The organism is Aurantiacibacter sp. D1-12, assembly GCF_028858515.1.
Taxonomy (GTDB): Bacteria; Pseudomonadota; Alphaproteobacteria; order Sphingomonadales; family Sphingomonadaceae; genus Alteraurantiacibacter.
The window spans coordinates 31,413-51,996 of the sequence record NZ_JAPJZJ010000004.1; the positions used below are offsets into that span (position 1 = coordinate 31,413).

Genomic DNA, 20,584 nt, shown 5'->3' on the forward strand with positions numbered 1-20,584 from the left:
ATTCGATTAGAGAGAAGTACACATGGCAAAATTCACCCGCATTATCGTTCTGGCAGCAGCCGCATCCGGCCTGTCGGCTTGCGGAGGTGTGAACCTTGGCAATCGCGAACGCCCGGATGAATTTGCCGTGCAGCGGCAGGCTCCGCTGGTGGTGCCGCCCGATTTCCACCTTGTGCCGCCGGCACCCGGCGCGCCGCGCCCCGCTGAAGGCACCGCATCCGAGCAGGCGCTTGAAGCCCTGTTTGGCGGCCCTGCCCCGCGCAGCGCTGTCGAAACCAGCGCGCTCGAAGCGGCCGGCGTCGCAGAGCCCGGCATTCGCACCATCGTCGGCGATGCAGAGACCTACACGGTCGACAAGGGCACCGATGTGCGCACGATCCTCGCTGCACCCGAGGGTAACGGCCAGTCGGCACAGTCGGTGATCCCGGGCTAAGCCCTTTTCAGTGCCAAAACCTGTCTGCAAACCGGTGAGCCTGCGCTTGCCGCTTGAGGCTGCGCGCGCTCTGCGCCATGACATGCGGCCATGAGCACATTTGAACTTCCTTGTTTTGATTTGGCCGGCTTTGATCTGGACCGCTTCGTTTCGGAAACCCTCGCGGAAGACCTTGGCGAAGGACTGCCCGGCGGCGGGCGAGACGTTACCGCCGAAAGCGTGATCCCCGCCAATGCGCGCTTTACCGGCGTGATGGACAGCCGCGATGCGATCCGCGTTGCCGGCCTGCCTGTTGCCGCAGCCTTCTTCCGCGCGCTGGATCCCGACATGCAGATCGATATCCTGGTGGAGGAAGGTGCGGCGGTCACGCCCGGCACCGATCTGATGCGCCTGTCCGGCAATGCCCGCGCCATGCTGACCGCAGAGCGCAGCGCATTGAATACCGTACAACACCTCTCCGGCATCGCCACGATGGTGCGGCAGTATGTCGATACGATGGACAATCCCGATTGCACCCTGCTCGATACGCGCAAGACTATTCCCGGCCTGCGCCATCTTGAGAAATACGCGGTGCGCATGGGCAGCGGCAGCAACCACCGCATGGGCCTGTGGGATGCAGCAATGATCAAGGACAACCATATCCTCGTCGCAGGCAATGTCGGCGAAGCGGTCCGCCGCGCGCGCGACGCCGGTGTAGAGGATATCATTTGCGAGGTAGACCGGATCGACCAGATCGAACCCGCGCTTGCCGCCGGTGCCACGCGCCTGCTGCTCGATAATATGGAGCCCGACACTTTGCGCGAAGCCGTCGCCCTGGTCGCCGGGCGCGTACCGACAGAAGCGTCGGGCGGGATCAATCTCGACACCATCAAGGCCAAGGCGGCAACCGGCGTGGAGTTCGTCTCGGTCGGCCGCCTCACACAGAGCGCACCCGCTGCCGATATTGGTCTCGACTTTACCCCGCTCTAAGCATCTGCCATCTTTGCCGTTCAGCACAGCCTAGGGAGGGTTGCCGTGCGTCCTGATTCAATCCGTAAATTCGATCTATTCTTCCTCGCCAGCGTGGCAATGGGAGCCGTCAGTAGCTTCCTGAGTCACGACGCGCAGGTTGCCGCGCTTACTGCACAGTGGGAGCCGTTGGGCATGGGAGATTCCTCTTCGGCGTTTGTCGTCGGATCGAGCATTGTCGGCATCCTTGTGAACATGCTGCTGTGGTATCTGGCGTCGCGCAAGCGCCAGAGCTGGGTGAAATGGGTGCTGGTAGTGTTCGTTGCATTCATGCTGTTCGGCGTAGTTTCAGCGCTCGGCAGCGGCTTCGGATCACTCAGTATCGCCGGACTAATCACGCTGCTGCTGCGCGGGATAGCGGTGTATTTCCTGTTCCGACCGGACGCCAAAGAATGGTTCGCCGAAAAGGGCGAGTGATCACGAAAGTGATCTGGGCACTTGCTGTGCTGGCACTGCCCGCTCAGGCCGCCGCACAAGCCTATCAATGCCGGATCCCGACAGGCCGGGTGTCGCTGCCCGATGTCGAACGCAACGGTGAGGTTCGCCAGACACGCGTCACCGGATATACGCTGGCGCTCAGCTGGAGCCCCGAATTCTGCCGCCTGCGCGAGGATTCGCGCCGCCACTCGCGGCAATGTTCGGGCGATGACGGGCGCTTCGCCTTCATCGTGCACGGGCTTTGGCCGGAGGGACCCAATGGCAGCTGGCCGCAGTGGTGCCCGACGCGTGACGAGCCCTCCTCGCGCGAGGTCAACGCCTCGCTCTGCATGCAACCCGATCTGAACCTGATCGCACGGCAATGGGAGAAACACGGCAGCTGCATGACCCGCGATGCCGACACCTACCTGCGCGTGACCCGAATTCTGTTCAACAGCCTGCGCTGGCCCGATTTTGACCGCCTATCGCGCAACCGCAACCTCACCGCCGGAATGATCCGCACACGGCTGTCCGATGCCAATCCCGGCCTGCCCGCAAGCGCCATAGGTCTCGACGTTAACCAGCGCGGTTGGCTGGAGGAAGTGCGGATTTGCTACGGGCGGGACTTCATGCCGATAGCCTGCGACCGCCGACGCTTCGGGCCGGGCGAGGATGATGGAGTGCGGATCTGGCGGGGGATGTAATTCATCACAGGGCAATTCGCCTGAGTGAAAGAAGCTAACCACTATGCTATTCTCAATTCTCCTTCTGGCCTCCACGCCACAAGAGCCGCAGCCGACCGAAGTCGATTGCTCGTACGACCTCGAAGAGATGCTCGCGCTTGATCTCGATACATTCGATCAGGATTTGGATGGTGGTTGGCGTCCGCTTTCAATGCAGGGCTGCCATGCTGAAGCGGCCGAGCTCATCCGCGAATGGCGCTATGAAAAGCGCGCGCACAATTCGATCCTCTACTGGCACGAAGGGCAGATGCGCGCCTTCGCCGGTCAAACAGATGAAGCGCTGGCTCTCTTCGCGCTGACATACAAACCCGCAGACCTGGACGCAGACTTCGGGTGGAACCACTACGTCGATGGTACGATTGCTTTCCTGCGGCGTGATCGCGAAAGGCTTGCCCTGGCGATGGAGCGACTTGCTGAAGTCCCTGAACCTGATGATTTGACGGCAACCATGCCTGATGGAACGGTCGTTACGATGTCATGGCCACCCAATATGAACGTGCTGCAGGCATTCGATCACTGCTGGGAAGAGACCTACAGTGACGCTTACGGCGACAGCAATTGCCGGGGAAGCGAAGCAGAATCGGAATAAGGCTGAGAGCTACCGCCGCTCTCTGAAGAACTCGCGTAGGATTTCGCCCGCTTCACCCTCGCTCATCCCCGAATAGACCTCGGGCTTGTGCAGGCATTGCTCCTGTTCGAACACGCGCGCGCCGTGGTCCACCGCGCCGCCCTTGGGATCGCTCGCGGCGTAGTAAAGCCTCGCGATCCGTGCGTGGCTTATAGCGCCGGCGCACATGGCGCAGGGCTCCAGTGTCACGAACAGGTCGCAGCCGGTCAGGCGTTCGTCGCCCAGATGCTTGGCAGCACGGCGAATCGCTTCGATCTCGGCGTGCGCGGTGGGATCCGGGCACGAGCGGGTGAGATTGTAGCCTTCGCCAATGATCACCCCGTCCTTGACCACCACCGCGCCCACGGGCACTTCGCCCACGCGCGCGGCTTCACGCGCCAGTTCCAGCGCGCGGGTCATCGCTTCGGGGGTGGGCCAACGGGGCATCGCACCTTTCGCTAAGGCCCGGAGTCGCTTGACGCAAGCAGCCCCCACCGCTATGCGCGCGCCTTTCCCAGCTTAAAGCTGTAACCGAATCACAAATTAGCGAGAGATTTCGCCATGTCGCGCATCTGCGAACTTACCGGCAAGGGCCGTCAGGTCGGCAACAATGTTAGCCACGCCAACAACAAGACCAAGCGGGTATTCCTGCCCAACCTGCAGAACGTTACGCTGCTGAGCGAAAAGCTCGACCGTGCGTTCAAGTTCCGCGTTTCGACGCAGGGCCTGCGCAGCGTGGAGCACAACGGTGGCCTCGACAACTGGCTGCTCAAGACTCGTGACGAGAAGCTCTCGAGCCGCGCCCTCAAGGTGAAGCGTGAGCTGAAGAAAGCGATGAGCGAAGCCGCTTAGAGCACTCGCCAAGTCCGAATTCGAAAAAGCGCGCGCGGGGCTGACCTTCGCGCGCTTTTTCGTGCGCGCTATCCTTCTGGCGCGTAGATCAGGCGTGCGAGCAATGTGCGCTGGAAGGCGGAAAAATTGTCATCCGAGATAAGCCACAGTTCGCTTGAGCCATCAGCAAGCGGGCGCACGGCAAGACCTTCATAGTTCTCGGGTGGAAGCAACTCGTCCAGCTGCGCAAACACTTCCGGCTCCCATACTTGCCCCGGCTGCGGCACCTCGCCGATCACGATCAGGCTCTCGAACGTCGGCAGCGGCGTCATTGAAAAGCGGCGGAGCAGCACGAGCACGCGCCCGTCGGGCAATTGCGCGGCGTCGGTGGGGCTGTAGCCTTCCTCCGGCCAGTCAACACGAAACGGGCGTATGGCCGAACCTTCGGTCGGGTCACTTGCGAACACGTGACCGAGCGGCCCCACTTCGGGAAAGACAAGGAAGCGCCCGTCCGCAAATCGCACCATGGCCTCGATCCCGCTATTGTCGGGCCAATCCATATCATCGGACAGGTCACGCACCTCTTGCGGTACATCATCCGCGCCAAATCGATGCACGGCGTGGGTTGCTTCGTAGCTCAGCCAATAGGCCTCTCCGTCGGGTGACGGCGTGGCGGACTCGATATCGAACAGGCGCGAGCTGTATCCATCAGCGGGGATGACCTGCGCGGTCGCGAAGTCCTGCGGGCCCTGTTCGGACAGAACAAAGGTAAAGCGCCAGCCGCGATCGGAGAAGCTGCGAAGCTGGCCACCTGGCATGGCGATGAGGGCAGAGAAGCCGCCGAAGCCGGCGCCCGATCCGTCGATGTCCCATATGTCCGTGACTGTGACGGGCGATGCAGCTTCAGGCACCGGAATCGCCACAGCACTCACAGTGAACGCGGTCGAAGGGCGGTGCGATACCGGACTGCGCCACCAGCTAAGTGCCAGCATCACCGCCGCGACAATCACTGCGATGGCTGCGCGCCTGTTATTTCTGACTACGGAAAGCACGCCCGTCGCGCGCTATGGCATCGGGCCGAGGAACAGGAGCGGATCGAGTCGCGCAAGGTGCCATTTGATGCTCCAGTGCAGGTGCGGCCCAGTTGCGCGACCGGTGGCACCGATCAGACCAAGGCGATCACCCTGCTCCACGCGCTGCCCCTCGGTTACGAAGATTTGCGAGGCATGCAGGAAAGCGCTGTTCAGCCCCGCGCCGTGATCGATAATGATCAAATGGCCTTCAAGGCTGAACGGATCATAGGCGGCAAGCGTCACCACGCCATCTGCCGGAGCGACAAAAGGCACCCCCGCACCAGGCGCGATATCGAGGCCCGAGTGATAGCTTCCCGGCTCTCCGCGATAGACACGCTGCGAACCGAAGCGGCCCGAAATGCGGCCCGTGACCGGCCAGATAAAGTCCTGCTGCCAGCCATCACTATCCGAATTGGCCGTGCGCGCGTCCCAGATCGCATCGAGCTCTGGCTGGCGGCGCCGCATGAAGGCCTCGCTCGAACCGCCGGGCCTACGCGCGGCGTTAATGTGCTCGATATCCCACGCGCGCGGGGAGACGGTGATAGGACTGCGAATCTCGCGCCCGTCTTCGAGACGGGCGACCAGTTCGGCACTGCCGCCTGCATCGCGGTCAAAAGCGGCAAAGAAACGCCCTTCATCATCAAGCGCGAGTTCCTGATCGCCAAGCCGTGCCGTTACGGTCCCGCCAGGTGCTTGCCCGCGTATCCAGCCACCCTGCGTCAGCTCGCCATTGAACAGGAAAGTGCCCGGCCCCGTCGGAGTTGGAGTAGGCGTTGGTGCCGGAGCGGGCGCAGGCGCTTGGGTTGCAACCGGCTGCACGACCTCGACACTCTCGGGGGCCTGTTCCACTTGCGGCACAACGGCGCATCCGGCGAGCAACACCGCAGCGCCAACGGCCATCGCACGAAAGGCGATCATTCGTCTTCCGTCGCGCGCTGGGTGGCAAGCTGTGCAGTGGCATAGGCCTCCTGCCGGTCCACGCTCCAGTAGCGCAGTTCTTCAAGCGAAATCGGTACGCCGCTCACAGCGCAGACCACAAAATGGCCGGGTTTGATCACACGGAAGCCGTTAGGGCCGTAAAGCAGAGTGGCGGGATTGTCTGACGAGTTCATAAGCATGGCCCCTATTTAGGCGCAGCTTGGCCGCAAAGCAATTTGGTCTCTACCGGACCTTAAGGCCTAGAAGAGCTCGGCCTGCCCCGTATCGGCTCCCTTTGCCTTCGGCTTGGCCGCTTTGCGCGGCTTGCGGGGCGTGTCGCCGGGAGTGGCCTGTATCTCTCCGTCAGCAAATTTGATCCCGAGCAGAGACTCGCTTCCAGCCGCAGCTGCACTGGTCACCGCCTTTCCGTCCGCGCCTTTCACCATCGCATAACCGCGCGAGAGCGGCTTTTCCGGGTGCAACTGCTCGGCAAGTCGCGCGAGGGCGTCAAGCTGCTGGCGACGTTCGATAATCGGGCGTGTGACGAGCTGCGGAGCGAGCCTTGCCGACGTTAGCCGCTGCGCCGCATCGCGCCATGCGCTGCGCAGAATCGCAGGTGAGAGCCGCGCTTCGGCCAAACGTTCGCGGCCCTTGCTCGCGCGGTCGATCAGCCCGCGTCGCAAACGTTCACCCAGCTCATCCAGCTTCTGCGCCTGCGGTTGAAGCAGCTGATTCGCGCCTGGAAGCCGCTGCACCCGCGCTTCGAGCCGTTCGCGACCCAGATCGACGGGCCGCATAACCACCTTGCGCTGGCGCAGCGCGAGATCATCGAGTGTCGCTTCCAGCTCGCGCTTCACCGGCACCGCCATTTCCGCCGCTGCCGTTGGCGTCGGCGCACGCTTGTCGGCGGCGAAATCGCACAGCGTCGTGTCTGTCTCGTGCCCCACCGCGCTGATCACCGGGATCGGCGATTCGGCGACAGCGCGCACGACTGGCTCTTCGTTGAAGGCCCACAGGTCCTCGATCGAACCGCCCCCTCGCGCGACGATCAGCAAGTCAGGCCGTGGCACCAAGCCGCCCGGCTCAAGCGCTCCGAAACCGCGCACCGCGCTCGCCACCTGCTCGGCTGCACCCTGCCCCTGCACCAACACTGGCCAGACAATCACATGCGTCGGGAAGCGATCTTCCAGCCGGTGGAGGATATCGCGGATCACCGCACCTGTGGGTGACGTCACGACGCCAATAACCTCCGGCGCGAACGGCAGGCGGCGAATGTTGCCGAACAGCCCCTCTGCCTCGAACTTCTTGCGGTTCTTCTCGAGCAAGGCGAGCAGCGCGCCTTCGCCCGCTATCTCCATCCGTTCGACGACGATCTGGTACTTCGAGCGCCCGGGATAGGTTGTCAGCTTGCCGCTCGCGATAACCTCCAGCCCGTCTTCCGGTTGGAACGGCAAGCGCCCTACCTGACCGCGCCACATGACCGCATCGAGCACACTCTTCTCGTCTTTCAGGCTCATATAGAGATGGCCCGATGCAGCGCGCTTCACGCCCGAAAGCTCTCCGCGCAGCCGCACAAAGCCGAACCGGTCTTCTACCGTCCGCTTCAGTGCCTGCGATATTTCGGTAATCGAAAGCGGCGCGGCATTGTCGCCGTCGCGCCCCTTCGCTACCAGTCCGCCATCACCGGAATCGTCGATTGGAGAGTTGCCAGCCATGAATATCCTTGTCCTGGGTTCGGGCGGACGCGAACATGCCCTGTGCTGGAAGCTGGCGCAATCCGCGGCGATACAGGAACAGGGGGGAACGCTGTTCGCGGCTCCGGGCAATCCCGGCATGGCCGAATGCGCAACGCTGGTGACATTGGATGCGAGCGATCACGCTGCCGTGGTGGCGTTCTGCAAGGAGCGCGCCATTGGCCTCGTCGTGATCGGGCCGGAAGCGCCGCTGGTTGATGGCCTGGGAGACACGCTCTCCGCCGCCAACATTCCCGTGTTCGGTCCTGGCAAGGAAGCCGCACAGCTCGAAGGCTCCAAGGCTTTCACCAAGGAAATGTGCGACCGCGCCAATATCCCGACTGCAGGCTATGTCCGTTGCACCACGCTCGAACAGGCGAAACAGGCGCTAAGCACCTTTGCGCCGCCCTTTGTGCTCAAGGCCGATGGTCTAGCGGCGGGCAAGGGCGTGGTCATCGCCGAAAGCAGTGATCATGCCAAAGAAGCGCTCGAAGATATGTTCGGCGGGAAGTTTGGCGAGGCTGGCGCCGAAGTCGTGATCGAGGAATTCATGCACGGAGAGGAAGCGAGCTTCTTCGCGCTGACCGATGGCGAAACCGTTGTCCCCTTTGGCACCGCGCAGGATCACAAGCGCGTGGGCGATGGCGATACCGGGCCCAACACCGGCGGCATGGGCGCATATAGCCCCGCACGCGTGCTGGACGAGACGCTGGTGGCCGAAACGCTCGAGCGGATTGTCTTCCCCACCGTGCGCCAGATGCGCAAGCACGGGCACCCATACAAAGGCGTGCTCTACGCCGGGCTGATGCTGACCAACGAAGGCGTGAAGCTGGTCGAATACAACGCACGTTTCGGCGATCCCGAATGCCAGGTGCTGATGATGCGCCTGAAAGGCGATCTCGCCGAGTATATGCTCGCCTGTGCGAAGGGGTCGCTGGCCGACATGCCCGAACCCGAGTTCGCCGATGACACCGCGATGACCGTGGTGATGGCGGCGAAAGGCTATCCCGGCACACCAGAAAAAGGCGGGGCGATCCACCTCGGCCATTCCGAAGCAAGCGGCGCAAAAGTCTTCCACGCGGGCACTACGATGGACGGCGAACAGCTCGTCGCCAGTGGCGGCCGCGTACTCAACGTCACCGCTATGGGCCGCGACACCAAAGCCGCACGCGATGCCACCTACGCCGCTGTGTCAGCCGTGGAATTTCCGAGTGGCTTCTACCGCACCGATATCGGCCATAGGGAGATCGGGCGCGAGTTGGAGCAGGGCTGAACCTTAGCCCAGCTTTTCTGCCATCAGAGCCTTCATATCGACTTCAGGACGCGGGCCGTAGTGGCTGATGACTTCAGCAGCGGCAACAGCGCCGCGCTTCAGACATTCATCGATCGGCTGACCCTTTGCGTGGCCGGAGAGGAAACCGGCAGCGAACTGGTCGCCTGCCCCAGTCGTGTCGACGACCTTGTCGATAGGCTCGGCTGCGGTTTCGAAGCGTTCGCCATTGGCGACACACACGGCCCCATCAGCACTGCGTGTGGCGACGAGTACGGGCACCTTGTCCTGGATCGCAGCGAGGCCTGCATCGAAGTCGCTTTCGCCGGTAAGGCTTACAAGCTCGTGCTCGTTGACGAACAAGATATCGATTACCCCGTCATCAATCATGGCGCGGAAATCATCGCCGTGGCGATCGATCACAAAGCTCTCGCTAGCGGTGAAGGCGACTTTGCGTCCGGCGGCTTTGGCCACATCGATGGCACGGCGCATGGCACGGCGCGGCTCTTCCGGATCCCACAGATAGCCTTCGAGATAGAGGATCGCGCCGCTGGCGATCAGGTCTTCGTCCAGTGCTTCTGCGGGCAGGAATTGGCCCGCGCCAAGAAAGGTGTTCATAGTGCGCTCGCCATCAGGGGTGACAAAGATCATCACCCGGCCCGTGGCTGGTTCGCCTTCGCGCGCCGGCGTATCGAAATCGATACCTGTGGCGCGCATGTCGTGGCGGAAGACATCGCCCAACTGGTCTGCAGCGACCTGCCCGATAAATGCACACTGCAGGCCGAGCGTGGAAAGCCCTGCCAGCGTGTTCGCGGCGGATCCACCGGACAGCTCGCGCGCCGGAGGCATGGCATCGTAAAGCTCCTTGGCGCGGTCCTCGTCGATCAGCGTCATTCCGCCGCGATTGAGGCCCAGCTCCTCAACCAATTCGTCTTCGCAGCTGGCAATCACGTCCACCACGGCATTGCCGATGGCGATAACGTCGTAACGGGGGTCGGTCATGAAAACTCCTAATCAGGCAATAATCGAATATTCGGCGCGATTGGCCGTGTGGGCGTTGACTTGGCGGAAGGGCCGCGCAATCGCAAGCGGTGATGAGTGCAATCGGCAAATCTCTGGCGCTGGGCTTCGGGCAGTTGTTCGACGGCGCGGTGCTGCGTGTGTTGCTGAAGAGCCTTGCCGTGACTCTGATCGTGTTCCTGATCGTGGCCACAGTGGGCTGGTATGTGCTCGATTGGGCTCTGCTGAGCGGTGGCATGGAGGACGAAGCCTTTGCCGGCGCAGGTGCGATGCGCGAGGCTCTGGCGCTGATCATGGCAATCATCGGCCTTTGGCTGGTGTGGCGCGTCGTCGCGATGGCAGTAGTCCAGTTCTTCGCCGACGAGGTGGTGATCGCGGTCGAGCGCAAGCACTACCCGCAGGAAGCGAGCATGGCGCGCGAACTGGGCTTTGGCGAACAAGCCGGCAATGCCTTGCGCGCGGCGGGGCGAACCTTGTTGTTCAACCTTCTTGCGGCTCCGATTGCGATTATCCTGCTGTTCACCGGGATCGGAACATTTGCGGTGTTCTGGTTCGTCAATGCCGTGCTGATCGGGCGCGAGCTACAGGACATGGTGTGGCTGCGCCACCAGCAAGATCGCGCAGAGATTGCACCGCTGGGCAAGGCCGACCGCTTTCTGCTTGGCGGGACCATTGCAGGACTGCTCGCCATGCCCTTTGCCAACCTTTTCGCACCGGTTCTGGGGGCAGCGAGTGCTACGCACCTTGTGCACCGTACACGCAACGCGCAAAGGGCGATCTGATATGCGTTTGAGCCTCTCCATCCTGGCCCTGGGCCTGCTCTCCGGCTGCATGACAGCGCCCGGCGTCCCGGTGCAGGACGTGCCCCCGCCGCCGCGGCCGGTGGAAGGGACCACACAGGTGCCACCATCCCGCCCGGTGGAGCCGCGCCCCATTGCCGGTGTGCCAGCACCGCAGATCATGGAAGGGCCGGGCCTGGGCGGCATCATCCGCGAACCCGCCACCGTGCTGACCCGCCGTTTCGGCCAGCCGCGCCTAGACGTGAGTGAAGGCGACATGCGCAAGCTGCAGTTTACCGGGCAAGCCTGCGTGCTCGACATTTTCCTCTATCCGCTCGCTCCGGGTGCAGAACCCGTCGCCACCTGGGTCGAGGCACGCCGTTCATCGGACGGTGCCAATGTCGACCGACTCGCCTGTATCCAGGCGCTTTCCGCCCGCGGCTGACGCTCGCCAAGGGCATTGGTAACCCGAATTTAAGCCTGTTCTGTCAAAGCAGTCCCAAACAAGGGAACTTTGCCAATTATGAGCATGCACTTCGCCAATATCGCACAGCAGGCCGCCGCCGACGGTGGCATTTCGGCCGAGGAAATTCTCGACATGCGCCGCGCCGGGTGGGCTGATGGCAAGATGACGCGTGAAGAGGCCGAAGCCGTGTTCACTGCGCAGCATGCCACCTCCAACCCGAGCGCGGAATGGAGCGACTTTTTCGTCGAAGCGATCCAGCAGCATGTCCTCGAAGGCAGTGAACCGCGCGGTTATGCGAGTGAGGAAGAGGCCGCATGGCTAATTTCGCAGGTCAAGGCGGACGACAAAGTCTGCTCGATGACCGAGCTGGAAGCGCTCACCTGCATTATCGAGAAGGGCCAGAATGTGCCCGCATCGCTCAAGAATTACGTGCTCGAAGTGCTCGAATCTGAAGTGATGGAGGGCACCGGCCCCACCCGCGATGGCGGCGAACTTTCCGATACGCATGTCTCCGAAGCCGAGTGCAAACTGATCCGCCGCGTGATTTTCGGTCAGGCAGGCGATCGCCCTGCCGCCGTCAGCCGCAGCGAGGCAGAGATGCTGTTCCGTATCAAGGATGCGACCGAGCACGCCGCCAATGCGCCCGAATTCAAGCGCCTGTTTGTCCAGGGCGTGGGCAATTACCTGGCGGGCTTCTCCGCCGCATCGGGCCAGATCTCCCGCCAACGCCAGATGGAGCTTGATGCCTTCATCGCCGACAACAAGGCCAGCGTCGGCCGGTTTATGGGCGAAATGGCAGTGGCCGCACCGAACGTGTTCGGCGTGGTGTTTGGCAAGCGTGATGCAGGCCCGACCCGTGAGGAGCGGATTGCCGAGGATGCAGAGGTGACCTCGTCAGAAAAGAGCTGGCTCGACGGCCAGATCGAAGTGAACGGCAAGGTAGATGAGTACGACAAGGCCCTCCTCGACTTCATCGCCGAGGAAGCGGGCCAACAAGCCTAAGCGCGGCTATCGTCGAAATCGAGCGGTGCCTCGGCCCCGCCCAGTTTCGGCTTTGGGCCTTTGGGCGGTTCGACCGGTACGGCAAGCCCGCTTTCAGGCGGCTTGCGGCGCGGTTTCAAGTTCGGCTTTTTGAAGAAATTCTTCGCATCGCGCAGCCATGCCAGCTCGGCCTTGAGCATTATCCGCTCGTCACGGTCTCGACGAGCTGTCAGCCTGCTTAGCTTGGCCATGTTTTCCTGAATGCTCAAATCAAGCAGCCGGACAATCTTTCCGTCAGCACGCCGAGCAGCAACATCAAGCGCGTTCGTGGCCAGATGCGCCGCATTTTGCCTGATGGCTTCCTGCCTGAATTGCTCACGATTGTGTGCGCTCAGTCGCTTCGGAGCATTGCGCAACAGGTCGTCGAGCCTCTTCTTGTAGTTGCGTTCGGAGTTCGACATGCAAGGCGCTATACCCTAATAACACACCGAAATCCATAGGACTGGAAGCGCAGCGAAAAACGGTCGTCAGACCATAAAGCTTTCGCCACAGCCACAGGCGCCCTTGGCATTGGGGTTTTCGAACACGAAGCCGGCGGTGAAGTCGTCTTCCACCCAGTCCATCGTGCTGCCGACGAGATAGAGCACGCTCGCCCCGTCGATGTAGAACACGCCGCCCGGCGTTTCGATCTTTTCGTCGAATGCGACTTCCTCGGTCACATAGTCGACCGAATAGGCGAGGCCCGAGCAGCCACGGCGCGGGGTCGAGAGTTTGACGCCGATAGCGCCTTCGGGCGCCTTGGCCATCAAATCGGCAACGCGCTGTTCGGCAGCGGGCGTCAGCTTGACGGCGGCTTTGGGGGCGGGACGGGTTGTGGTCGTATCGGTCATATTAACTTCTTCTGCCAAAATAGCGCATGCCCTTCTGCGGGATCGAGCTGGTAGTCACCATAGCCGCAGCTTTCATACAGGCTCTTCGCCCGGCCATTGCCACTCAGGACCTCCAGTGTGACCTTGCATGCCCCGCGCTTCAAGGCCTCGACCTCTACGGCCTCCATCAAGGCGCGGCCAATACCTGCCCCGCGATGCCCCGGCATAACCGCCATGTCGTGGATATTGACGAGAGGTGCCGCGGCGAATGTCGAAAAGCCGGTGAAGCAATTCGCCAGGCCCACGGGCATATCATCAAGCCGCGCAATCAATGAGAAAGCGCCAGGCACGGATGCGAGCGCATCCACCAGAGTATCGCGCACATCATCCGAAAGCGGCTCGCCGCCACCCATGGGATCACGCGCATAGGCGTCGAGCAGGGACACAACAGCAGCAGCATCAGCAGCATCGCCATAGTCGGCGATGGTAATGGTCAGTCCGGGCGCAGCCGTGCTCACAACATCCCCAGTTCAAGCCGCGCTTCGTCACTCATCTTGGAGGGATCCCACGGCGGGTCCCATGTCACCACGACCTCGGCATCGCGCACGCCGGGCAGGCCCATGACGCGCATCTCGATTTCCTGCGGCATCGTTTCGGCAACGGGACAATGCGGCGTGGTGAGCGTCATGGTGACCACGACATCCGCGTCCTCGGCCACCTCGACGTTGTAGATCAGGCCAAGGTCATAAATATTCACCGGGATTTCCGGATCGTAGATGTCCTTGAGAGCATCGATCACGCTCTGGTGCAGTTCGCCGCCGGGCTCGCCAGGTGCAACCCCTTCAGGTTTCTTCGCGAGGAAGCCTTCGAGATAGTCCCGCTTGCGCTCCAGCTTCTCTCCCGCGGTTTCCTCGGGCAGCGGCGCATCTTCCACGCGTGCACGCGGCGGTTTGGCCACCACATCTTCGTTTGGCGCAGGAGCCGCAACGTAATCCTTCTTGTCGGTCTGGTTGTCCATCAGCCGAAAATCCTCTTGGTGCGTTCGATGCCGCGGATCAGTGCGGCAACATCGTCTTCATCCGAATAAATACCGAAGCTGGCACGCGCGGTGGCGGGAATACCAAGCTTCTCCATCAACGGCTGGGCGCAGTGATGCCCGGCGCGGATCGCCACGTTCTCTTCATCAAGTATAGTGCCGAGATCGTGCGGGTGAATACCGTCAATCAGGAAACTGACGATCCCGGCGCTGTCGGCGGGGCCGAATAGCGTCACGTCATTCATCGCACCCAGTGCATCGCGTGTCTGCGCGACCAGCCGTGCTTCGTGGGCGTGGATTGCTTCAAGACCCACGCTGGAAACATAGTCACAGGCAGCGCCAAAGGCGACTGCTTCGACGATGGCGGGCGTCCCTGCTTCGAACCGCTGCGGTGCGGGAGCGAAGGTCGTCCCGATGAATGCCACCTTGTCGATCATCGCGCCGCCGCCTTGCCAAGGCGGCATGGCATCGAGCAGCTCCGCCCTGCCCCAGAGCGCGCCGATACCGGTCGGGCCATAAAGCTTGTGCGAGGAAAAGGCGTAGAAATCGCAATCGATTGCCGCGACATCAACAGGCAGGCGCGGCACGGCCTGACAACCATCGAGCAGGAGCTTTGCCCCGACCGAATGCGCCAGATCAGCAGCGCGCTTCGCATCGAGCACCGAGCCGAGCACGTTGGAGACATGCGCGAAACTCACCATTGTGTGCTCGCGGGTCAGCATCGTCTCGGCAGCGTCGAGATCGATCTGTCCATCTTCGGTGATCGGACAGACGTCAACCTGCCAACCAGCAAGCTGCCATGGCACGATATTCGAGTGGTGCTCCAACTCGCTGAGCAGCACGCGGCCCTTGCTCGGGTAGGAGTAGGCGGCAAGGTTGATCGCCTCGGTCGCACCGCGTGTAAAGGCAACTTCGCTATCGCTCGCGCCGATCAGGCCTGCGACCTTTCGCCGCGCCTCTTCATAGGCGAGCGTCATCTCGGCGGAGCGCGAATAGACACCGCGGTGCACGGTTGCGTAATCCGCACCAATCGCGCGTGTCATCGCATCGATCACCGCCTGCGGTTTCTGCGCAGTCGCAGCACTATCCAGATAGTGCCACTGTGCGCCATCTGCCGTAACGAGGCCGGGAAAGTCAGCCTTGCGCGAGAAGGTCAGCGTCTCGGTCAAAGCGTCGCCTCGTCCAGCTTGGCCAGCGCCTGTTCCATCATCCGCTCGCGCACGTCATCATCGCTGCATTCGACGAAAGCATCGCCGATGAATGCCTGCACCAGCAGTTTACGCGCAACAGCGGGCGGCAGGCCGCGGCTCGCCATGTAGTAAGCTGCCATTTCGTCAAGCTGGCCAATGGCTGCGCCGTGGGCACAAAGCACATCGTCAGCGAAAATTTCGAGTTCGGGCTTGGTGTTGGCGGTGGCACCCTTTTCCAGCAGGATCGCCCGGAAGTTCTGCGCCGCATCGGTCTTCTGCGCATCGCGCACGACTTCGATGCGGCCGAGGAAATTGCCCGTCGATTTGCCCCACTGCACCGCGCGCACAATTTGGTTCGATGTCGCATTCGGCTCCGCATGGATCGTTCGAGTGACGAACTCGCGCGTGCTCGTGCCGCCGCCAATCGTCACGCCGCCGAATTCGAAATGCGCGCCGTCTTCCAATGTCACCTCGACCTCGACACGCCGATAGTCGCCGGTATCAAGCACACCGAACGCTTCGAAGCGGCCGCCAGCGCCGACATGGACGCGCAGTCTATCGAGCGCATCGCCCTCGCTGCCGACCAATTCGCGTACGGTCTCGCCAGCGCCAACCGTCAGCGTCCGCCAGGCATGCACCCGCTCGGGCTCCGCCGAAGCGAGCCACGCGCCATCCGAATAGCGCCAGTCCTCGTCACGGTTGGTGGGGTGCGTAAGGGTGGCTGCTTCAGGCATCCGCCATCACCGCATCATAACCCTCTTCCTCAAGCCGCAGCGCGAGTTCGGGGCCACCCGTTTGGACGATACGGCCCTTGGCAAGGACAGAGACCTTGTCGGGCTGCACCACGTCGAGCAGGCGCTGGTAGTGGGTGATCAGCAGCACGCCCTTGGCAGGGTCGCGCATGATCGCATTGATCCCCTCGCCCACCACACGCAGCGCATCGATATCGAGGCCGGAATCGGTCTCGTCGAGCACCGCGAACTGCGGGTCAAGAATTCCCATCTGGACCATCTCGTTGCGCTTCTTCTCACCGCCCGAAAAGCCGACGTTCACGTTGCGCTTGAGCATGTCCATGTCGAGCTTGAGCAACCCTGCCTTTTCCTTGGCAAGCCTGAGGAAATCGCCGCCCGACAGCGGCTCTTCACCGCGCGCCTTGCGCTGGGCATTCAATGCTTCGCGCAGGAATTGCACGTTGGAGACGCCCGGGATTTCGACCGGGTATTGGAAGCCGAGGAACATGCCGGCTGCGGCGCGTTCATGCGGGTCCATGTCGAGCAGATCTTCGCCGTTGAAAGTCACCGAGCCGCCGGTCACTTCATAACCCGGGCGGCCGCCGAGCACATAGGCCAGCGTCGATTTGCCCGCACCGTTCGGCCCCATGATTGCGTGCACCTCGCCCGCCGCCACTTCGAGTGTCAAACCGTTGAGGATTTGCTTGCCGTCAATTTCGGCGGAGAGGTTTTCGATTTTCAGCATTAGTCGCGTTCTTTCTGTCCGTTCTTGCGCTGGGCAAAATGCTCGCGCCGCGCCTCGGCGCGGTCGGCGATGCGCAGGCGCATGCCCGCAGTGATGCGCTTCAACACATCATCCATGTTCTCGAGGATATCCGCGGCCTTCAGGTGCATCACCTTGATGCCGACGCTTTCGAGGCTCTTGTCACGGCGGCGGTTCAATTTCTCGTCATCGCCTTCCTCGTCAATCACGATGGCCATGCCGAGATTGTGACAATTGAAATCGACAATCGCGCTGCCGACCACGGCAAACCGTTTGAAGGTGTACTTGCCCAGATCCGCCTTGGCGAACCGTTCGGCGAGCGCCTTGTGCGCGGGCGAAGCAAACCGCTTCATCTCGCGCGCCCGATCATGCAGCGCATCAAGCCGCTTCTCGGAGATTTCCCAGCCGCGGCCCTTTTTCTTGAGCTCGGGTGCTTCGCTGTCCGCCGTGTCGCGGACCTTGAGGGTTTTGCGTTCAGTCATTGTTTCTCCGAAGCTCCCAGAACTTTCGAGCTGCCAGCAGGAAGAAAACAACTGCCCCACCAAGACTGATTCCAAGCAGCGAGCCGTCTTCGGCACTGAAGGCGCTTACTGCTTGCCAAGCGAAGTAGATCGATACCGCAAGCATCGCCCAAGCGAAGGCGGGATTTTTTCCAATAGAATGGTCTTTCACCCCACACTCCCTTCCAGCGAAATCGCCAGCAGCTTTTGCGCTTCCACCGCAAACTCCATCGGCAGTTCTTTGAGCACTTCTTTCGCGAAGCCATTCACGATCAGCGCCACGGCCTCTTCCTCGCCCAGGCCGCGTTGCATCGCGTAGAACAGCTGGTCGTCGGAGATCTTGCTGGTGGTCGCTTCGTGCTCGATCTGGGCTCCGGGGTTCTTCACCTCGATATAGGGCACGGTATGCGCGCCGCAGGTGGAGCCGAGCAGCAGGCTGTCACACTGGGTGAAGTTGCGCACGCCATCGGCATTCGCCGCCACGCGCACCAGCCCACGGTACGTATTGTTGCTCTTCCCCGCAGAGATTCCCTTGGAGATGATCGTCGAGCGCGAGCCCTTGGCGTTGTGGATCATCTTGGTGCCGGTATCGGCCTGCTGGTAGTTGTTGGTCACCGCAACCGAGTAGAACTCGCCGACGCTATCCTCGCCATTGAGCACGCACGAAGGGTACTTCCACGTCACGGCTGAACCGGTTTCGACCTGCGTCCACGAAATCTTCGAACGCGCGCCCTGGCACAGCCCGCGCTTGGTCACGAAGTTGTAGATCCCGCCCTTGCCGTTCTCGTCGCCGGGATACCAGTTCTGCACGGTCGAATACTTGATTTCGGCATCTTCCATCGCGACCAGTTCGACCACGGCGGCGTGCAGCTGGTTCTCATCACGCATCGGCGCGGTACAACCTTCGAGGTAGGAGACGTAAGACCCCTTCTCGGCGACGATGAGTGTGCGCTCGAATTGGCCCGTGTTCTCGGCATTGATGCGGAAATAGGTGCTAAGCTCCATCGGGCAGCGCACGCCTTCCGGAATGTAGACAAAGGTCCCGTCCGAGAAGACAGCACAGTTCAATGTTGCAAAGAAATTGTCCTTCTGCGGCACGACCTTGCCGAGCCACTTCTTCACCAGCTCGGGATACTCCTTGATCGCTTCCGAAATCGATAGGAAGATCACCCCCGCCTTCTTCAACTCCTCACGGAACGTCGTGGCGACCGAAACACTGTCGAACACCGCATCCACCGCAACCTTGCGCGCACCCTTTACGCCAGCAAGCACTTCCTGCTCGGCGATGGGAATGCCCAGCTTTTCATAGGTTTCGCGGATCGCCGGATCGAGCTCATCGAGCGATTCCAGCTCGGGCTTCTTCTTCGGCGCGGCGTAATAATAGGCGTCCTGATAATCGATTTCGGGATAGCCGAGTTTCGCCCAGTCAGGCTCTTCCATAGTCTGCCACAGGCGGAAGGCCTTGAGCCGCCATTCGAGCATCCATTCCGGTTCACCCTTCTTCGCCGAAATGAAGCGCACCGTATCTTCGGTGAGGCCCTTCTCGGCGAATTCGGTGTCGATATCGGATGACCAGCCATGCTCGTACTCGGCTGCCTTGGCCGCCGCGTCTTTCGCATCCTGGTCCATCTCGGAACGATCCTTGAGGTCGATCTGGTCGGTCATACGACTTCCTGTTCGTGTGTTTCGGCACGGGCGAGCTGCACCAGCGAGATATCGGCGAGCGCACCGCGCAGGGCGGCATTGACCACCGGCCAGTGCGGCTTCACCGCGCAATTCTGTTCAACCGCGCAATCATCTCCGCTCACGCAGGCGGCGAGCGCGATCGGCCCTTCAACCGCTTCGACTATGTCCGCCACACTGATCGCCGCCGCCGGACGCGCAAGCTGCAGTCCGCCGCCCGCGCCGCGGGTCGAGCGCAGCAAGCCTGCCGCAGAGAGCTTGCTGACAACCTTCTGCACCGTCGGCACAGGAAGACCCGTCTCGCTCGCCAATTCGGCCGCACTGGTGCGCCCGCCACCACAATGGCGCGCGGCCGCACTCATGGTAACGACAGCATAGTCAGCAAGATTGGACAGGCGCATAAGACTCGGCAGACAGTAATCGGACTGAATTGTTCCGATTAGCCATCTATGCGGAAAAATGGCGGAATCAAGCCAATTCGCCTTGTTGCGAGTCGTTAGCAGCTATTCGCCTGTGCGGGCGCGGAAGGCTTGCAGGCGATCAAAGTTTTTCATCTGCATGAGCGTCGTCATGATTGTCTGCCCTTCGCCCCCCAGGCGCGAAGGCGTATATCCGCAATACCGCGCTATTTCTTTCACCATGTGAGGCTGATCGTAGAAGGCATCGGCAATCGCTGCCTCCTCCTGATCGGTGAGATCCTCCTGCGAGAGCAGAGCTGCCGCGCGAACAGCGCGATACTTGCGCGCGACCGCAGCAGGAGGGAAGCCGAAATAACGCTCCACCAGTCGTTCGGCCTGCCTGCGGGAATAGGGCAGAAGATCGAAGAGTTGTTCAAGATCAGGATTGAGCGCTCCGCCCAGCCAGCCAATCGTGCGCTCGATTAGCAGTTCATGCTGGGCAGGCACGCTCTGCAAGCGCTCTGCAATCCAGTCGCCGAGCATGAAGCATGCCTGATCTTGCGGAAGCACTCCCGCGTTGTAGTCACGCGACAGGTTATCGGCGAAAGCGTCAATGTCTTCACCCAACAATTCGGCGGCCGGAAAGTAACGATCAACGTGGTCGCTGGCAGGGACCCGGGTAAGCGAAGCCCAGCCGAGCGGGGTTAGGGTCGCGCCGATCGAATGCCACGGCCCGTACATTGTGAATTTCGGGGCATAGGAACAACCGCTGGTCAGATTCGCCTTGGCCTCGACCTTCTGCGTGTAATTCTCAAAAGCCATTTCCCCCTTGCCCAAAGGGAAAATGTTGAGTTGCCCCAAAGCTCCCGAATGGCGGTCTTTGACCACTGGCACTTCAGTCGACCAGTGGAACAACACCGTCAGGTGCCGCCGAAGATGCTCTGGCGGATCATAATAGGTGAGAGAGAATGGGAGCGACATAGCGCACTAGTTGCGACCCGTGTGCCACGCCGCTCCGCATGCCGGAAGGGTGATCGGCAGGCGATCACCATCCTTGCAACCTCTGGAGCGCGACATAGCGCAGGCCCACCAAATCACATTGTACAAGAGCGACATCACGGCTCGGCTCATCGCA

At 61.7% G+C, this 20,584-nt stretch carries 28 protein-coding genes; 10 read left to right on the forward strand and 18 right to left on the reverse strand.

Annotated features, from left to right (window positions below; translation table 11 throughout):
* The first annotated feature begins 22 nt into the window (after window positions 1-22).
* The 5 genes from OOZ52_RS10000 to OOZ52_RS10020 all read left to right on the forward strand — a co-directional run bounded on the left by OOZ52_RS10000 (window position 23) and on the right by OOZ52_RS10020 (window position 3,190).
* Entirely contained in the window at window positions 23-433 is a 411-nt protein-coding gene (locus OOZ52_RS10000; protein WP_274698377.1) for a DUF3035 domain-containing protein, read from the forward strand.
* A 90-nt stretch (window positions 434-523) separates the two neighbouring features.
* On the forward strand, window positions 524-1,402 hold the full coding sequence (nadC, locus tag OOZ52_RS10005; RefSeq protein ID WP_274698378.1) for a carboxylating nicotinate-nucleotide diphosphorylase: 879 nt from the start codon (window positions 524-526) through the stop codon (window positions 1,400-1,402).
* Window positions 1,403-1,447: 45 nt separating this feature from the next.
* Entirely contained in the window at window positions 1,448-1,858 is a 411-nt protein-coding gene (locus tag OOZ52_RS10010; protein ID WP_274698379.1) for a hypothetical protein, read from the forward strand.
* A complete protein-coding gene (locus OOZ52_RS10015) occupies window positions 1,855-2,562 on the forward strand; it encodes a ribonuclease T2 family protein (protein ID WP_274698380.1) in 708 nt (235 codons plus the stop codon). Before OOZ52_RS10010 ends, OOZ52_RS10015 begins: the two co-directional genes overlap by 4 nt.
* A gap of 43 nt (window positions 2,563-2,605) precedes the next feature.
* Window positions 2,606-3,190 carry a hypothetical protein gene (locus OOZ52_RS10020; RefSeq protein ID WP_274698381.1) on the forward strand — a complete coding sequence of 195 codons (585 nt, stop codon included), beginning with the start codon at window positions 2,606-2,608 and terminating at the stop codon, window positions 3,188-3,190.
* Window positions 3,191-3,199: 9 nt separating this feature from the next.
* Here the strand turns inward: OOZ52_RS10020 and OOZ52_RS10025 are convergent, their stop codons facing one another.
* The gene (locus OOZ52_RS10025) at window positions 3,200-3,655 is read right to left on the reverse strand and encodes a nucleoside deaminase (protein WP_274698382.1); all 456 of its coding nucleotides are present in this window, start codon (window positions 3,653-3,655) and stop codon (window positions 3,200-3,202) included.
* 114 nt (window positions 3,656-3,769) lie between these two features.
* On the opposite strand from OOZ52_RS10025, the gene rpmB reads away from it, so the two are divergent.
* A complete protein-coding gene (gene rpmB / locus OOZ52_RS10030; protein ID WP_274698383.1) occupies window positions 3,770-4,060 on the forward strand; it encodes a 50S ribosomal protein L28 in 291 nt (96 codons plus the stop codon).
* A gap of 68 nt (window positions 4,061-4,128) precedes the next feature.
* Here the strand turns inward: rpmB and OOZ52_RS10035 are convergent, their stop codons facing one another.
* From OOZ52_RS10035 to xseA, 4 genes are read right to left on the reverse strand one after another with little or no spacing between them, the layout of a single operon-like run.
* Window positions 4,129-5,091, reverse strand: coding sequence for an esterase-like activity of phytase family protein (locus OOZ52_RS10035; RefSeq protein ID WP_274698384.1), 963 nt, complete (start codon window positions 5,089-5,091; stop codon window positions 4,129-4,131).
* A gap of 12 nt (window positions 5,092-5,103) precedes the next feature.
* Window positions 5,104-6,030, reverse strand: a complete 927-nt coding sequence (locus OOZ52_RS10040) for a M23 family metallopeptidase (protein WP_274698385.1) — start codon at window positions 6,028-6,030, stop codon at window positions 5,104-5,106.
* A complete protein-coding gene (locus OOZ52_RS10045) occupies window positions 6,027-6,230 on the reverse strand; it encodes a DUF2093 domain-containing protein (RefSeq protein ID WP_274698386.1) in 204 nt (67 codons plus the stop codon). Before OOZ52_RS10045 ends, OOZ52_RS10040 begins: the two co-directional genes overlap by 4 nt.
* Before the next feature lie 60 nt (window positions 6,231-6,290).
* Window positions 6,291-7,745, reverse strand: coding sequence for an exodeoxyribonuclease VII large subunit (xseA, locus tag OOZ52_RS10050; protein WP_274698387.1), 1,455 nt, complete (start codon window positions 7,743-7,745; stop codon window positions 6,291-6,293).
* On the opposite strand from xseA, the gene purD reads away from it, so the two are divergent.
* Window positions 7,744-9,036 carry a phosphoribosylamine--glycine ligase gene (gene purD, locus OOZ52_RS10055; protein WP_274698388.1) on the forward strand — a complete coding sequence of 431 codons (1,293 nt, stop codon included), beginning with the start codon at window positions 7,744-7,746 and terminating at the stop codon, window positions 9,034-9,036. The genes xseA and purD overlap by 2 nt on opposite strands.
* 3 nt (window positions 9,037-9,039) lie before the next feature.
* Here the strand turns inward: purD and OOZ52_RS10060 are convergent, their stop codons facing one another.
* Entirely contained in the window at window positions 9,040-10,035 is a 996-nt protein-coding gene (locus tag OOZ52_RS10060; protein WP_274698389.1) for an adenosine kinase, read from the reverse strand.
* A gap of 92 nt (window positions 10,036-10,127) precedes the next feature.
* Between OOZ52_RS10060 and OOZ52_RS10065 the strand changes: the two genes are divergently transcribed.
* From OOZ52_RS10065 to OOZ52_RS10075, 3 genes are all read left to right on the forward strand, one after another.
* Window positions 10,128-10,835: an EI24 domain-containing protein gene (locus tag OOZ52_RS10065; protein ID WP_274698390.1), complete on the forward strand. Its 708-nt coding sequence runs from the start codon at window positions 10,128-10,130 to the stop codon at window positions 10,833-10,835.
* Between the two features lies 1 nt (window position 10,836).
* Entirely contained in the window at window positions 10,837-11,277 is a 441-nt protein-coding gene (locus OOZ52_RS10070) for a hypothetical protein (protein WP_274698391.1), read from the forward strand.
* Between the two features lie 78 nt (window positions 11,278-11,355).
* Window positions 11,356-12,300 (forward strand): hypothetical protein, encoded by a 945-nt coding sequence (locus OOZ52_RS10075; protein ID WP_274698392.1) that lies wholly within the window; start codon window positions 11,356-11,358, stop codon window positions 12,298-12,300.
* Here OOZ52_RS10075 and OOZ52_RS10080 read toward each other — a convergent pair.
* The 12 genes from OOZ52_RS10080 to OOZ52_RS10135 all read right to left on the reverse strand — a co-directional run bounded on the left by OOZ52_RS10080 (window position 12,297) and on the right by OOZ52_RS10135 (window position 20,430).
* A complete protein-coding gene (locus OOZ52_RS10080) occupies window positions 12,297-12,740 on the reverse strand; it encodes a hypothetical protein (protein ID WP_274698393.1) in 444 nt (147 codons plus the stop codon). The genes OOZ52_RS10075 and OOZ52_RS10080 overlap by 4 nt on opposite strands.
* Before the next feature lie 66 nt (window positions 12,741-12,806).
* On the reverse strand, window positions 12,807-13,169 hold the full coding sequence (locus OOZ52_RS10085; protein WP_274698394.1) for a HesB/IscA family protein: 363 nt from the start codon (window positions 13,167-13,169) through the stop codon (window positions 12,807-12,809).
* Window positions 13,166-13,666, reverse strand: coding sequence for a GNAT family N-acetyltransferase (locus OOZ52_RS10090; protein ID WP_274698395.1), 501 nt, complete (start codon window positions 13,664-13,666; stop codon window positions 13,166-13,168). The genes OOZ52_RS10085 and OOZ52_RS10090 overlap by 4 nt, the downstream gene beginning before the upstream one ends.
* Window positions 13,663-14,166, reverse strand: a complete 504-nt coding sequence (locus OOZ52_RS10095; RefSeq protein WP_274698396.1) for an SUF system Fe-S cluster assembly protein — start codon at window positions 14,164-14,166, stop codon at window positions 13,663-13,665. The genes OOZ52_RS10090 and OOZ52_RS10095 overlap by 4 nt, the downstream gene beginning before the upstream one ends.
* Window positions 14,166-15,353: an aminotransferase class V-fold PLP-dependent enzyme gene (locus OOZ52_RS10100; protein WP_274698397.1), complete on the reverse strand. Its 1,188-nt coding sequence runs from the start codon at window positions 15,351-15,353 to the stop codon at window positions 14,166-14,168. The genes OOZ52_RS10095 and OOZ52_RS10100 overlap by 1 nt, the downstream gene beginning before the upstream one ends.
* A complete protein-coding gene (locus tag OOZ52_RS10105) occupies window positions 15,350-16,108 on the reverse strand; it encodes a SufD family Fe-S cluster assembly protein (protein ID WP_274698398.1) in 759 nt (252 codons plus the stop codon). Before OOZ52_RS10105 ends, OOZ52_RS10100 begins: the two co-directional genes overlap by 4 nt.
* Window positions 16,101-16,850, reverse strand: coding sequence for a Fe-S cluster assembly ATPase SufC (gene sufC / locus OOZ52_RS10110; RefSeq protein ID WP_274698399.1), 750 nt, complete (start codon window positions 16,848-16,850; stop codon window positions 16,101-16,103). Before sufC ends, OOZ52_RS10105 begins: the two co-directional genes overlap by 8 nt.
* A complete protein-coding gene (locus OOZ52_RS10115; RefSeq protein ID WP_274698400.1) occupies window positions 16,850-17,350 on the reverse strand; it encodes a DUF559 domain-containing protein in 501 nt (166 codons plus the stop codon). The genes sufC and OOZ52_RS10115 overlap by 1 nt, the downstream gene beginning before the upstream one ends.
* Window positions 17,343-17,540, reverse strand: coding sequence for a hypothetical protein (locus tag OOZ52_RS10120; protein ID WP_274698401.1), 198 nt, complete (start codon window positions 17,538-17,540; stop codon window positions 17,343-17,345). Before OOZ52_RS10120 ends, OOZ52_RS10115 begins: the two co-directional genes overlap by 8 nt.
* Window positions 17,537-19,033, reverse strand: coding sequence for a Fe-S cluster assembly protein SufB (sufB, locus tag OOZ52_RS10125; protein ID WP_274698402.1), 1,497 nt, complete (start codon window positions 19,031-19,033; stop codon window positions 17,537-17,539). The genes OOZ52_RS10120 and sufB overlap by 4 nt, the downstream gene beginning before the upstream one ends.
* Window positions 19,030-19,452, reverse strand: a complete 423-nt coding sequence (locus OOZ52_RS10130; RefSeq protein ID WP_274698403.1) for an SUF system Fe-S cluster assembly regulator — start codon at window positions 19,450-19,452, stop codon at window positions 19,030-19,032. Before OOZ52_RS10130 ends, sufB begins: the two co-directional genes overlap by 4 nt.
* A 102-nt stretch (window positions 19,453-19,554) precedes the next feature.
* On the reverse strand, window positions 19,555-20,430 hold the full coding sequence (locus OOZ52_RS10135; protein WP_274698404.1) for a helix-turn-helix domain-containing protein: 876 nt from the start codon (window positions 20,428-20,430) through the stop codon (window positions 19,555-19,557).
* Window positions 20,431-20,584 lie beyond the last annotated feature (154 nt).